Origin of the sequence: Arthrobacter sp. GAS37 (genome assembly GCF_044908325.1) — a bacterium.
Lineage (GTDB): Bacteria > Actinomycetota > Actinomycetes > Actinomycetales > Micrococcaceae > Arthrobacter > Arthrobacter ramosus.
Genome location: NZ_JBIYDB010000003.1, coordinates 75,781 through 88,988, shown reverse-complemented (window position 1 = coordinate 88,988; position 13,208 = coordinate 75,781). Strand labels below are relative to the sequence as shown.

The following is a 13,208-nucleotide window of genomic DNA, read 5'->3' as shown; positions in this document are numbered from 1 at the left end:
TAGGCAAGCCTAAGCTAGGGCAGCGGTGGAAGCTCCCAGATGACGGGATCTGCGCCTTGCATACGGAGCAGGGTGTTGGCCCGGCTGAACGGGCGCGAGCCGAAGAAACCTCGCGACGCGGAGAGCGGGCTGGGGTGCGCGGAAGAGATCACAGGGGCGCCTTCAAGCAGTGGCTGAACGGCTTCAGCGTCCTTGCCCCACAGGATCGCGACGAGCGGACTCCGCTGCCCGGCAGTGGTGCGGCGGCGGGCGACGGCGGTGACCGCTGCCGTCGTGATGGCCTCCCAGCCTTTGCCCCGGTGCGAGCCGGCCGCGCCGGCCGCGACACTGAGCACCCTGTTCAGGAGGAGTACTCCCTGGCCCGTCCAGGCCGAAAGATCGCCGTGGACCCGCGGCGGTAGCCCCAGATCGGACTCCATCTCCCGGTAGATGTTTGCGAGGCTGCGGGGGATGGGCCGGGTTGGCCCGGAAACCGCGAAAGAGAGCCCGACGGCGTGTCCCGGCGTTGGGTAGGGGTCCTGGCCCAGGATCAGCACCTTGACGTCTGCCAGAGGCTGCCGGAAGGCACGAAGGATGTTGGACGCTGCAGGCAGCACGTGGGTTCCGCGGCCGGCCTCGGCCGCCACGAAGGCCAGCACCGAGCGCAACTCGTCCTCGACGCCGGAGAGCGCCTCAGCCCAGTCCGGTGCCATGAGATCCTCCAAGGCCATTCCCGGGAGTGCCTCGAACCCGGCGGAGTGATCCTCGGATTCAAGCTCAAATAACGCTTCTTCGCCTGCCACCCAGCCATTGTCCCTGTCCCAAGGCCCTGGCGGAAAGCGGCGCCGGGGAAGTCGGCGGGGCAAATGACATCGGTGTTATTCGCCCGTTACCATGGGCGGGGGACATTTTTCAGTCAATGCGTCGAAGGAGTGTGTCGTGGCAGAACCCGCACGGGAACCCATGGCGTCCGAAGCAACTGGATTGGTGCTCGAAGACCTGTCCACCGGACTCCGCAGCGACTCGCCGCTGGGCGAGCGTGAACAGCAGATGCTCGCCCTGGAGAGGCAATGGTGGAAGTACGCCGGGGCCAAGGAACAGGCCGTCAGGGAACTCTTCGATCTCTCCGCGACCCACTACTACCAGCTGCTCAATGCCCTCATCGACACCGAGGAAGCACTGGCGCACGATCCTATGCTGGTCAAGAGATTGCGTAGACTACGTATGTCACGTCAGAGGGCCCGCACAGCGCGCCGTCTTGGTTCCGACGCATAGAGCACACGCTGATCCCCCAGCAAGCAAGCAGCAAGGACAAGGCTTCACCATGACCAAATTTGCCCGGGATGAATTCGACCGTGTCCCGCAGAGCTCATCGCGCCAAGGTGTCCACAGGCTCGTCGCGTCCGCTTCCCGGCCCGCCCTGTGGCCGGTGCTGCTCCTAGGCGGCATCGCGCTGGCCGTAGGCCTCGTTGCGTTCCTCGTCCTTCCGAAGCTTGGCTTCACCTCATCGACGGCGCCGCAAGCCGTCGTCACCGCGGACGCCTCCAAGCAAAGCGCCGCGGCGTCACCTTCCGCAAGCAGCTCTGCGCAGGCATCCAGCCAGCCGAGCCCGAGCGACACTCCGTCCAGCGCCCCGACACCGACACCCACTACAGCAACCCCCAGCACGGCGCCATTGGACAAGACGGCGGCAGTCGCGGTCTACAACGGCACCACCACTGGTGGCTTGGCTGCCCGCGTGGCCGGCCTCGTTCAAGGCGGGGGCTGGCCGTTGTCCACCGTCGCAAACTGGGGCGGCATGCCCCAGCAGACGTCGTCCGTCTTCTACAAAGGCGCAGCCCAGAAGGGCAATGCCGAAGCCCTCGGCAAATTGCTGGGCATTTCCAACCTTGTGGACAGCGCCGAATTCCAGCAGCCCGTGGTTGTCATTCTGGGCCCCGGCTACAAGTAGCAACTCGGTTACGCCTCAATAACATTGCGGCTACCCACACCCATGGTTGCGCTACGGCAACGTGACTGTGGTTACAGTAGTTGTGAGCTGGCCCGGAGATCCCGGAAGCCGGCCACTGCTAGTTGAAAGTGTGGGGATCATGGCTTTGGGAACCGTCAAATGGTTCAATGCCGAAAAGGGCTACGGATTCATCACCGTGGATGAGTCCGGTGACGAAATCTTTGTGCATTGGTCCGCCATCCAGATGGATGGCTTCCGTGCGCTCGAAGAAGGACAACGGGTCGACTTCGAACTGGGCGAGGGCCAGAAGGGCCCGCAGGCGGAAAGCGTGCGGCTTATCTAGTGGGTGTTGCGGCAACAGGGCTGTCCCAGCCCTTTGGAACCCAGCCCTTTGGAACCCAGCCCCTTCGAGGACGCCGGTCCCGGGTAGTTTCTCTTCTTGCAGGCTTCGCAGCCTTGGCCCTTGGACTGGCCGGATGTTCCGCCCCCATCGGCAACGCCAGGCTCAGCTCCGTTACCCCGAGCGGCGACGGCGTCCTGCGCATCGGCTTGATTCTGGACAACACCGGTAGCTCCGCATTCCTCAATGAGTCCGAGCTGGCGGCGGCCAAGTTGGCTGTCAAGCAGGTCAACGACGCAGGCGGATACAAAGGCCACCCTGTCGAGTTGCTTCCGGCGTCGGCGGCCAGCGAAGGCAGCAGCGCGGCGGCCTTCACTGCCGATACCGCGGCGCAAGCCAAGGCGTTGCTCTCGGCCCACGCCGACGTCGTTGTCGGGCCAACGGATTCCAGCCATGCTCCCGCCGCCATCGATGTGCTGTCTCCCGCCCGGATTCCGCTCATCTCGCCGGCCAACACGGCGTCGGGGCTGAGCAGCTACAAGAATGGCGGCTTCTACTTCCGTACTTCGGCCGCTGACGCCGCACAGGGCAGCGTTTTGGCGAAGCTTGCCCACGACGCCGGCGCCAAGAGGATTTCCGTCCTCCACGAAGCCGGGGACTACGGTACGCGCGTCTCCGGAGCGGTCATGGACGCTGCCCGCGGCCTCGGAATGAACGCCGTGTCCAACGCGGAATTCACGCCCGGCAAAGCAGCTCCCGCTGCGGCGGGCATCAAGTCCGGCACGCCGGACGCCGTCGTCGTGGTTGCCCGTGATGGTGCCCAGGGCGCCCTGGCCGAGCTCCTGAACGCTGGGCTGAGAGGCAAGAGCCTGATCCTGAGTGACGGTGCCATCCGCCAATATGGAACAGCGCTCGGTGCCGGCGGCCTCGACGGCGCGCGGGGAATTCTTCCGGGCGTCTTCCCTAGTGCGGAGTTCCAAGCCGATCTGACTGGCATCGACCCCAAACTCAAGGACACGACGTACGCTGCCGAGACGTACGACGCCGTCACCCTCGCGGCGCTTGCGGCCGCAGCGGCGGGCGACGACGCCGGTGGCTCGATCGCGGCCTGGCTCACAACTGTGTCCGGCGGGACGCGTCCGGCGTCCGGCGATGCGGCAACGAAAGAACGCACGTCCTGTACGTCATACAAGGACTGCCTCGAGGTGCTGAAGGGGCCCAAGCTCCCGGATTACGACGGCGAGTCCGGCACCATCGGGTTCGACGCCAACGGCGACGTTACCTCGTCCAATTACATCGTCTTCACCTACGGAGCTGACAACACTGCGCGCGTGAGCGGCAAGGAGACCGCCTCGCGGACTCCGTGATTGGCTTGAGCCCGTAGCGAATTCCCATGGCGTGGCGAGTAGTTTCCGGCCCTTGCTGCTTGCACTCTCCTCGGGTGAGTGCTAATTATTGATTAGCACTCACAAGCACTGACTGCTAATTCTTCGCGGCTCCGGCCGTAGGGAAATAGTGGCGGTGCCTGGGAGAACAAAGAAAACCTTGCTGGGGTGAGGTCCGGAGCACGCGGCGTACAGAGGCCGAATGTGAAGGATCGTCCGTCGCGGGCACCGCAGTGAAGGCACCTTCTTAACGACTGTCCCGAAAGGACTACCGCCGTTATGGCCAAGATCATTGCATTTGATGAAGAGGCGCGCCGCGGTCTCGAGCGGGGTCTGAACATCCTCGCCGACGCCGTCAAGGTCACCCTCGGCCCGCGTGGACGCAACGTCGTCCTCGAAAAGAAGTGGGGCGCCCCCACGATCACCAACGATGGCGTTTCCATCGCTAAAGAGATCGAACTGGACGACCCGTTCGAGAAGATCGGCGCAGAGCTGGTCAAGGAAGTTGCCAAGAAGACGGACGACGTCGCTGGCGACGGCACCACCACTGCCACCGTCCTGGCCCAGGCCCTCGTCAAGGAAGGCCTGCGCAACGTAGCTGCCGGCGCCGACCCGCTGTCCCTCAAGCGCGGCATCGAGAAGGCTGTTGAAGCCGTTATCCGCGAGCTGCTCGCCTCCGCCAAGGAGATCGAGACCAAGGAAGAGATCGCAGCCACGGCTTCCATCTCCGCCGGCGACTCCGAAATCGGTAACCTCATTGCTGAAGCCCTGGACAAGGTCGGCAAGGAAGGCGTCATCACGGTCGAGGAGTCCAACACCTTCGGCCTGGAGCTTGAGCTCACCGAAGGCATGCGCTTCGACAAGGGTTACATCTCCGCGTACTTCGTCACCGACGCAGAGCGCCAGGAAACGGTCCTCGAAGACCCGTACATCCTGATCGTCAACTCCAAGATCTCCAACGTGAAGGAACTCGTTGCGGTCCTGGAGAAGGTCATGCAGTCCAACAAGCCGCTGCTGATCATCGCCGAAGACATCGAGGGCGAGGCCCTGGCCACCCTGATCGTCAACAAAATCCGTGGCACCTTCAAGTCCGTTGCCGTCAAGGCTCCGGGCTTCGGTGACCGCCGCAAGGCACAGCTCGCCGACATCGCGATCCTCACCGGTGGCCAGGTCATCTCTTCGGAGGTCGGCCTCAGCCTTGAGAACGCAACCCTCGAACTGCTCGGCAACGCCCGCAAGGTTGTTGTCACCAAGGACGAGACCACCATCGTCGAAGGTGCCGGCGACGCCGACGCCATCGCCGGCCGTGTGGCACAGATCCGTGCCGAGATCGAGAACTCCGATTCCGACTACGACCGCGAGAAGCTGCAGGAGCGCCTGGCCAAGCTGGCCGGCGGCGTTGCAGTCATCAAGGCCGGTGCCGCAACCGAGGTAGAGCTCAAGGAACGCAAGCACCGCATTGAGGACGCAGTCCGCAACGCAAAGGCTGCCGTTGAAGAAGGCATCGTCGCCGGTGGTGGCGTTGCCCTCATCCAGGCCGGTGCCAAGGCATTTGCGAACCTGCAGCTCGAAGGCGACGAAGCAACGGGCGCCAACATCGTCCGCGTTGCCATCGACGCTCCGCTCAAGCAGATCGCTTACAACGCTGGCCTCGAGCCGGGCGTTGTCATCGACAAGGTCCGCGGCCTGCCGTCGGGCCATGGCCTGAACGCTGCAACCGGCGTTTACGAGGACCTGCTGGCCGCCGGCGTCAACGACCCCGTAAAGGTCACCCGCTCGGCTCTCCAGAACGCTGCCTCCATCGCTGGTCTGTTCCTGACCACCGAGGCCGTTGTTGCCGACAAGCCGGAGAAGAACGCTCCGTCTATGGGTGGCGGCGACGACATGGGCGGCATGGGCGGCTTCTAAGCCTCCGCGCCGGCTCACTAGCCACACGCACGACGACGGTCCCCGCCTCAGGTGGGGGCCGTCGTCGCCGTTTAACGACGCTCGCTCAGGGCCTCGCGGTCCGGGAGTGTCGGGGTGGTCTGGCAGGATGGAAACCATGACGATTATTGCTGCCGCCGATGGTTCTGCCCTCGGCAATCCCGGGCCTGCCGGTTGGGCCTGGTACGTGAACGACTCGTGCTGGAGGGCCGGGGGGTGGCCGCACGGAACCAACAACCAGGGTGAGCTCATGGCGGTGCTCGACCTCTTCAGGTCCACAGCACATGTTCCCGATGAAGAGCTGAAGATTCTCTGCGACAGCCAGTACGTCATCAATTGCATCACCAAGTGGATGCCGGGATGGAAGCGCAAGGGCTGGCGCAAGGCGGACGGAAAGCCTGTCTTGAACGTCGATCTCCTCAAGGACATCGACCAGGCCATTGTTGGCCGCAAGTACACGTTCGAGTGGGTCAAAGGCCACGCCGGCCACGACCTCAACGAGGCTGCCGACGATCGCGCCCGTGCGGTCGCCACCGCGTTCCAGCAGGGAACAGCCGCTCCTGGCGGACCGGGCTATCCGGGAGCTGGTGAAGCTGCACGGTCCATGCCCCGAACGCCATCAGCCCGCACGCCGTCAGCCCGCACGCCGTCAGTCCGCACAGCGCCTGCGGAGGCGCCCTCGCTCTTCGACGACGACCACGACGACGCCGATGCCCCGGATGAAGACCTCACATTGTTCGGCGGTCAGGACCTCTTGAGCGGGTCGTCCTTGCCTAACGCGCCGGCGGTGTTCACGGAGCAGGCGACGTTCATCGAGCCCACGTTGTTCGCCGGTGACGACGAAGAAGCGGTCCTTGGCGAGGCCGGCGGGCGCTCGGACGAGGAAACGGTCATTCTTCTTGAGAGGGAGCTCCTGAGGCCCGACGTCAGGGGAGACCTTGGGCGTACGGGGATCCTGCTCCACCCGGACTTCACTGAGATTGGCAGCTCCGGACGTGTTTGGTCCCGCGACGAGCTCATGATGGCGTTGGAGGGCAATCCAGGCGAAACCGCGGAGGTAGAGATGATTTCCGCAGATCGCCTCTCCAGCAACACCATGCTGCTCAGCTACAGAAGTTATGGGCGAACCGGCTCGGCATTGCGGAGTTCGATCTGGTTGCTGGATGACGGCCGCTGGCGTTTGCGCTTCCACCAGTCGACGCCGGAGAAGTAACGGCGCAGAAGCAGACGGACACTGGAAAGCAACGGATCCAGGACGCAACCGGATCCCGGCGGGAGGGTAGATTAGCCGCCCGCCGGGATTTCCCAGCCGTTCTTAGTAGCTGAACCGCTGGGTGTTGCCTTGCTCGGTCTGGAGGTAGCTTGCCGCGGCGGAGGACAGTGCCAGGTTGATGGATGCCAGTGAGGCCTCCACCTTGCTCTGGGTCAACGTCCACTCCGAGACGAGGGCCTGGAAATTGTTGGCCGCTGATCCCTTCCACGTGGCTTGGAGCTCGTCCAGGCCACGTTTCATCGCTTGGACGTCGGCGCTGATGCGATCCACAGTGGCTTTGACGCTGGCGGACTTGAGCTGGAGAAGTTCGGTATCGACGGATATAACGCTCACAGGGCATTGCCTTTCAACTGAAGGGGTCCGCAGGTGCGGCTGGCTTTGTGGTCCACACAATGAGCCTAGAAGCCGTCACATGGCGCAGGCAGAGCCGAATCTCCCTATGTGGACAACTCGCAAAATCAAGCCGCCCAGCGTAGAAAAGCGCTAGTCGGAGATCTCCGCCTCGGCAATACCCGCATCTTCGGGCACCTCGGACATGTCGTCCTGGAAGGGGAGGCTGACAACCAGGGTGGCCCCGCCGCCGTCGGTCTCTTCGACCCTGACGGTACCGCCATGGGACCCCACAATTGCCGCAACGATCGCGAGACCGAGCCCGCTGCCGCCGGTCTCCCGCGTGCGTGAAGTGTCCGCCCTGTAGAAGCGCTCGAAGATCCGGGGCAGTTCCTCGGCCGGAATGCCGCTGCCGTGGTCCCGCACCTCAAGAACGGATAACGGACCGCCGGGCGTGTTCCGCACCCCGACTGCGAGCTCAATCGGCGTTCCTTCGGGGGTGTAGCGCAGGGCGTTGCCCACCAGGTTTCCGAGAACCTGGCGAAGCTTGGCTTCGTCACCCTGGACCGGGGCAGGCGCCGCCGCCCCGCCGTCGAGCCCCGTGAGCGAAATCTTCCGCTCGCCGGACGTTGCGAGTGAGTCCACGACGGCGTCGTTCGCCAGCAGGTGCAGATCCACCGGCTTGAGCTGTAACGGACGTTGTTCGTCCAGGCGGGCAAGCAGGAGCAGGTCTTCCACCATGGATCCCATCCGCTTGGCTTCGCTCTCGATCCTGCCCATCGCGGTGCCCACGTCTTCCGGGGTGGCAAGGGCGCCGTGGCGGTAGAGCTCGGAGAAGCCGCGGATGGTGACCAAGGGGGTCCGCAGTTCGTGGGAGGCATCGGCGGCGAATCGCCGCATCCTGGCCTCGGAAGCCGCCCGGGCCGCGAAGGACGCCTCGATGTGGGCGAGCATAGCGTTGAGTGAAGCACCCAAGCGACCGACTTCGGTGACAGGGTTTTCGACCTCCACGCGGCGTGAGAGATCACCGGCAGCGATAGCAGCTGCCGTCTTTTCAACGCGGGAGAGGGGACGGAAGGAACGTGCAACAGTCCAGGTGGCGATGAAGAACGCGAGCACCAGGGTCAAGAGTCCGACGCCGACCACCACGAGGGTGGCGTGTTCCATGACTCTGTCCACGGGGGACAGGGGCAGCCCGACGATCACCACCGCGTTTTGCCCGGTCCGGTTGTCCACGACGTTGACCGCCACCACACGCCAATCGCCGCCGGCGGTGCCGTTCACCTGGAAGGGTGCGTAATTGCGGTTCTTGGCTTCAACCGGGCTGATGGTGGCGATGCTCGGCCGGTCGGTCTTGCTGCCGCCGAAGGGATAGGGTGGCTGGCCCTGGACGTAGAGCGTCAGGGAATAGTCCGTGGGCACGGCAGGGCCCGCCTCAGACAGGTTGGCGAAAGATTGCTGTTGCTGGGCGATCTGGACAGCAGCCTTGAGCTTGTCATCCACTTGCCCTTGGAGGTAGCTCTTGACGAGCGTCAGCGTCCCGGCGCCCGTGGCGGCCAAGGCAAGGAGCAGCAGCCCCATGATGATGGCGACCAGCTGCGACCTGAGGGAGGCCGACTTCCAACGGTTGAACAAGGTCAGCGCTTCTCGGCCGTCCGCAGTACGTAACCGACGCCGCGCTTGGTCTGGATCAAGGCAGTGGCATCCGGGTCAATATCCACTTTGCGCCGGAGGTAGGAAATGTAGGACTCCACGATCGAGGCGTCGCCGTTGAAGTCGTATTCCCAGACGTGGTCCAGGATCTGCGCCTTGGAAAGCACCCGGTTGGGGTTCAGCATGAGGTAGCGCAGCAGCTTGAACTCGGTGGGCGACAGCTCGATGATGGTGCCGCCGCGGCGGACCTCGTGCGCGTCGTCGTCGAGCTCGAGGTCATCCACGCGGATGACGGCGTCGTCGTCTTCCATCGGCTGCGTGCGGCGTAGCACTGCGCGGATCCGGGCCACCACTTCATCCAGGCTGAAGGGCTTGGTGACGTAGTCGTCGCCGCCCACGGTCAGGCCCGTGACCTTGTCTTCCGTGTCGTCCTTGGCGGTCAGGAACAAGACAGGGAAATGCTTTCCGGCGGCGCGAAGGCGGCGGGTGACAGTGAACCCATCCATATCGGGGAGCATGACGTCCAGGACCGCGAGGTCCGGGGCGTGAAGTTCGGCGGCAGCGAGCGCTTCGCGGCCGTTCGACGCCGCAACGACCTCAAAGCCAGCAAAACGCAGCGAGGTGGAGAGCAGCTCACGGATGTTGGGTTCGTCGTCGACGACGAGGAGCTTGGCTTCGGGGCCGTTCTTTTTCATACCATTCATGATGCTCCCAGTTTCTGGGAGTTGACTGGATGCTTGTTGTGAGAATTATCGGGGTGTCGTGGTTGCGGGCCGGGGCTAACTGCCGAAAGCCAGCCCGACGCCGAGTCCCACCATGGTGACGGCAATCCCGCCGTCGAGGATCCGCCAGGACGCCGGGCGCGCAAAGAATCCGCGCAGCAGTTTCGCGCCGAACCCGAGTGAACAGAACCATAGAACACTGCCCAGCATGGCTCCGGCGCCGAACCACCACTGCAGCCCGGGCCCTTGCGCGTTCGCCACGGATCCCAGGAGCAACACGGTATCCAGGTAGACGTGGGGGTTGAGCCATGTCAGGGCCATGACAGTTGCCAGCGCTGCCGCCAGTCCGCTTCGGCCGGCGCCCGAAGGCCCGGGCTCAGCGGACACGAGCGCTTGCGGCTTGAGGATCCGCCGTGCCGCCATCACGCCGTACGTGACCAGGAATGCCGCACCGACATAGCGGAGAACGACGACGGCGGCAGGCGCCGCGGTGAGCAGGGCGCCTGTGCCGAGTACCCCGGCCGCGATGAGTACGGCGTCCGAGATGGCGCACACGGCAACGATTGCTCCGATATGTTCGCCGCGGATTCCTTGCCGGAGGACGAAAGCATTTTGGGCGCCGATGGCAACAATGAGGGCCAGGCCTGTGCCGAGGCCCAAGCCGGCAGCGTGGAAGACGTCGGGGGAGTTCATACTTCGAGGCTAAGTTTCACCGTCAACATTAGTCCAGCTAAATATTCTTAGGCATCGTAAGATCGCCTTATGGCCAGATTCTCTTCTGAACAGCTGCACACCTTCGCCGCCGTGCTCACGGAAGGCACGCTCGACGCCGCTGCCCGATCGCTGAACATCACGCCGTCGGCGGTCTCCCAGCGCCTCAAGGCGCTTGAACAAGCATCCGGCAGGGTATTGCTGCAGCGCAGCAATCCGGTCCAGGCCACGGAGTCGGGACACGTGGTGCTCAGGCTGGCGCGGCAGCTCGCCCAGTTGGAGGCTGACGCCGAACTGGAACTGGGCCTGCCCGGCGAGTCGCCGATGGTTTCGGTTCCGATCGTGGTCAACGCGGATTCCTTGTCCGTCTGGTTCCTCAAGGCCCTTACCAGGGTCCCCGCGGCGCTGAACGCTGTCTTTGATCTTCACCGGGACGACGAGCAGTATTCCACGTCCATGCTGCGCGCCGGAACGGTGATGGCCGCCGTGACCGCGACTCCCGAGCCGGTGCAGGGCTGCCGCGTGGAGCCTCTGGGGAGCATGCGATACCGTGCCGTCACCACCTCGGAGTTCAGGGCGCGGTGGCTTCCCGACGGCGCCGATGTCGCCTCGCTGCGCGCGGCTCCGGCCGTGGACTTCGACCGCAAGGATGAATACCAGCACCGTTTCCTGGAACTCTTGGGCGGCGCTGGCCGTGGGATGGAACCGGCAGGGCCGCGCCACTATGTTCCGTCCAGCCAGGAGTTTGCCGAGGCCATTCGCTTGGGTCTCGGGTGGGGACTGCTGCCTGAATCGCAATGCGGCCGGGACATAGCCGATGGGTATTTGGTGGAACTCGCGCCCGAGCAGCCCTTGGACGTGCCCTTGTACTGGCAACGGTGGCGGACACCGTCGCGGATCTTGGACGCCGTGACTGAGGCGGTCCGGAGCACCGCCGCGGAAGTGCTGCGCCGGGCCTGACAACCGCGAAAAGCCAACACGCCGCGGGCACAGTCCTAAATTGTCGGAGCCCCGTTTCACACTGGAGCCATGGAAAACAAACAAGCCCCGCAACCTCAGAACGTCGAATTCCGTGTCAGCTACCTGGACACACTCTCTGGACGCATCGAGCACGAGGAGTTCAGCGACCGCTCCGCTGCTGAACGCTTCGCCGATGCGCAGCTCAAAGACGAAGACTCCTGGGCTGTCGTCGACGTCGTCGTGCTGCACGCAGCGCAGCAACAAGAGCGGGCGCAACGGCTGGTTGCCTAGCCCTAAGTTGACTAGCCCCTAAGGTGCCTAGCCCTACCCGGCGGGTACGTCCTTGGCGTCCATGATCCGGTAGGCGTAGCCCTGTTCGGCGAGGAAGCGTTGCCGTTTGGCAGCAAAGTCCTGGTCGAGGGTGTCCCGGGCCACCAAGGAGTAGAAGCGTGCCGCACGGCCGTCCTGCTTGGGGCGGAGCAAACGCCCCAAGCGTTGAGCCTCTTCCTGGCGGGAACCGAACGATCCCGATACCTGGATCGCCACGGAAGCCTCGGGCAGGTCGATCGAGAAATTGGCCACTTTGGACACCACGAGGGTCTTGATGTCACCGGCGCGGAAGGCATCGAACAGCTTCTGCCGCACCTTGACGGTGGTATCGCCCTTGATCACGGGAGCGTCCAAACGCTCGCCGATCTCATCCAACTGGTCGATGTATTGGCCTATCACCAGCAGCTGCTCGCCTTGGTGCAAGGCCACGAGCTGCTCCACCAAATGGGTCTTGGTCTCCGACGTCGCGCAGAGCCGGTATTTGTCCGCATCCTCCGCCATCGCGTAGGCCACGCGCTCGTCCCGGGGCAGGTCCACCCGGACTTCCACGCAGTCCGCCGGCGCAATATAGCCCTGGGCTTCGATGTCTTTCCACGGTGCGTCGTAGCGCTTGGGGCCGATCAAACTGAAGACCTCACCCTCGCGACCATCCTCACGCACAAGCGTCGCAGTGAGTCCCAGACGCCGGCGGGCCTGCAGGTCCGCGGTCATCCGGAAGATCGGAGCCGGCAAGAGATGAACCTCGTCGTAGATGATGAGTCCCCAGTCGTGCCCGTCCACGAGTTCCAGGTGCGGGTAAAGGCCTCCGCGTTTCGTGGTCAGGACCTGGTAGGTGGCGATCGTGACGGGCCGGACTTCCTTGACCGCGCCCGAATACTCGCCGATCTCCTGCTCCGTCAGCGACGTCCGCTTGAGCAGCTCGTCCTTCCATTGCCGGGCCGCGACAGTGTTGGTCACCAGGATCAGCGTGGTGGTGGAGCTGGTAGCCATGGCTGCAGCCCCCACCAAGGTCTTGCCCGCACCGCAGGGCAGCACGACGACGCCGCTGCCGCCCGCCCAGAAGTTCTCCGTGGCAAGCTTTTGGTATGGCCGCAGGTGCCAACCGTCCTCGTTCAGGGCGATCAGGTGCGGAGTGCCGTCCACGTAGCCTGCGAGGTCCTCGGCCGGCCATCCGAGCTTGAGCAACAATTGCTTGAGCTGTCCCCGCTGGGAGGAATGCACCACCACGGTTTCGCCGTCGATCCTCGGCCCCAGCAAGGGTGCGATTTTCTTGGCACGGATGACTTCCTCGAGTACGGGGTAGTCGGTGGTGCGCATGACCAATCCGTGCTGCGGGTCCTTTTCGAGGCGCAAGCGGCCGTAGCGGGACATAGTCTCTTCGATGTCGATCAGCAAAGAGTGCGGCACCGGGAAACGGGAGTAGCGCAGGAGCGTGTCGAGGACTTTTTCGGCGTCCAGTCCTGCGGCGCGCGCATTCCATAGGCCTAAAGGGGTGAGCCGGTAGCTGTGGACGTGTTCGGGGGCGCGCTCCAGCTCGGCGAACGCCGCAATCGCATGCCGTGCCTCGGTAGCGAGCTCGTGGTCGACTTCCAGCAGGATGGTTTTGTCGCTCTGTACGATCAGCGGACCGTCGCTCACTATTGCTTCC

At 64.2% G+C, this 13,208-nt stretch carries 14 protein-coding genes; 8 read left to right on the top strand and 6 right to left on the bottom strand.

What is annotated here, in order from left to right; genetic code table 11:
- Positions 1 to 14: 14 nt before the first annotated feature.
- Positions 15 to 782, bottom strand: a complete 768-nt coding sequence (locus ABH924_RS04080) for a uracil-DNA glycosylase (RefSeq protein WP_404497097.1) — start codon at positions 780 to 782, stop codon at positions 15 to 17.
- Between the two features lie 136 nt (positions 783 to 918).
- Here ABH924_RS04080 and ABH924_RS04075 point away from each other — a divergent pair, with 136 nt between their 5' ends.
- The 6 genes from ABH924_RS04075 to ABH924_RS04050 all read left to right on the top strand — a co-directional run bounded on the left by ABH924_RS04075 (position 919) and on the right by ABH924_RS04050 (position 6,794).
- Positions 919 to 1,254, top strand: coding sequence for a DUF3263 domain-containing protein (locus ABH924_RS04075; protein WP_028266152.1), 336 nt, complete (start codon positions 919 to 921; stop codon positions 1,252 to 1,254).
- A gap of 49 nt (positions 1,255 to 1,303) precedes the next feature.
- A complete protein-coding gene (locus ABH924_RS04070; RefSeq protein WP_404497095.1) occupies positions 1,304 to 1,930 on the top strand; it encodes a LytR C-terminal domain-containing protein in 627 nt (208 codons plus the stop codon).
- Positions 1,931 to 2,069: 139 nt separating this feature from the next.
- Positions 2,070 to 2,273: a cold-shock protein gene (locus tag ABH924_RS04065; protein ID WP_234751546.1), complete on the top strand. Its 204-nt coding sequence runs from the start codon at positions 2,070 to 2,072 to the stop codon at positions 2,271 to 2,273.
- Positions 2,273 to 3,637 carry an ABC transporter substrate-binding protein gene (locus ABH924_RS04060; RefSeq protein WP_404497093.1) on the top strand — a complete coding sequence of 455 codons (1,365 nt, stop codon included), beginning with the start codon at positions 2,273 to 2,275 and terminating at the stop codon, positions 3,635 to 3,637. The genes ABH924_RS04065 and ABH924_RS04060 overlap by 1 nt, the downstream gene beginning before the upstream one ends.
- Positions 3,638 to 3,934: 297 nt before the next feature.
- Complete coding sequence (gene groL / locus ABH924_RS04055) at positions 3,935 to 5,563, top strand: chaperonin GroEL (protein WP_234751548.1); 1,629 nt, start codon at positions 3,935 to 3,937, stop codon at positions 5,561 to 5,563.
- Positions 5,564 to 5,699: 136 nt separating this feature from the next.
- Positions 5,700 to 6,794, top strand: coding sequence for an RNase H family protein (locus tag ABH924_RS04050; protein ID WP_404497090.1), 1,095 nt, complete (start codon positions 5,700 to 5,702; stop codon positions 6,792 to 6,794).
- Between the two features lie 102 nt (positions 6,795 to 6,896).
- Here the strand turns inward: ABH924_RS04050 and ABH924_RS04045 are convergent, their stop codons facing one another.
- The 4 genes from ABH924_RS04045 to ABH924_RS04030 form a co-directional block, all read right to left on the bottom strand.
- Positions 6,897 to 7,187: a WXG100 family type VII secretion target gene (locus ABH924_RS04045; protein WP_404497089.1), complete on the bottom strand. Its 291-nt coding sequence runs from the start codon at positions 7,185 to 7,187 to the stop codon at positions 6,897 to 6,899.
- Between the two features lie 150 nt (positions 7,188 to 7,337).
- Positions 7,338 to 8,819: a sensor histidine kinase gene (locus ABH924_RS04040; protein ID WP_404497087.1), complete on the bottom strand. Its 1,482-nt coding sequence runs from the start codon at positions 8,817 to 8,819 to the stop codon at positions 7,338 to 7,340.
- A 2-nt stretch (positions 8,820 to 8,821) separates the two neighbouring features.
- The gene (locus ABH924_RS04035) at positions 8,822 to 9,532 is read right to left on the bottom strand and encodes a response regulator transcription factor (protein WP_234751552.1); all 711 of its coding nucleotides are present in this window, start codon (positions 9,530 to 9,532) and stop codon (positions 8,822 to 8,824) included.
- 84 nt (positions 9,533 to 9,616) lie between these two features.
- Positions 9,617 to 10,252, bottom strand: a complete 636-nt coding sequence (locus tag ABH924_RS04030; RefSeq protein WP_404497085.1) for a LysE/ArgO family amino acid transporter — start codon at positions 10,250 to 10,252, stop codon at positions 9,617 to 9,619.
- 69 nt (positions 10,253 to 10,321) lie between these two features.
- Here ABH924_RS04030 and ABH924_RS04025 point away from each other — a divergent pair, with 69 nt between their 5' ends.
- Together ABH924_RS04025 and ABH924_RS04020 are read left to right on the top strand one after the other, a co-directional pair.
- A complete protein-coding gene (locus ABH924_RS04025; RefSeq protein WP_404497083.1) occupies positions 10,322 to 11,230 on the top strand; it encodes a LysR family transcriptional regulator ArgP in 909 nt (302 codons plus the stop codon).
- 69 nt (positions 11,231 to 11,299) lie between these two features.
- Positions 11,300 to 11,521, top strand: a complete 222-nt coding sequence (locus tag ABH924_RS04020) for a hypothetical protein (protein WP_404497081.1) — start codon at positions 11,300 to 11,302, stop codon at positions 11,519 to 11,521.
- 33 nt (positions 11,522 to 11,554) lie between these two features.
- Here ABH924_RS04020 and ABH924_RS04015 read toward each other — a convergent pair whose 3' ends face one another.
- Positions 11,555 to 13,198, bottom strand: a complete 1,644-nt coding sequence (locus ABH924_RS04015; protein ID WP_404497079.1) for a DNA repair helicase XPB — start codon at positions 13,196 to 13,198, stop codon at positions 11,555 to 11,557.
- Positions 13,199 to 13,208 lie beyond the last annotated feature (10 nt).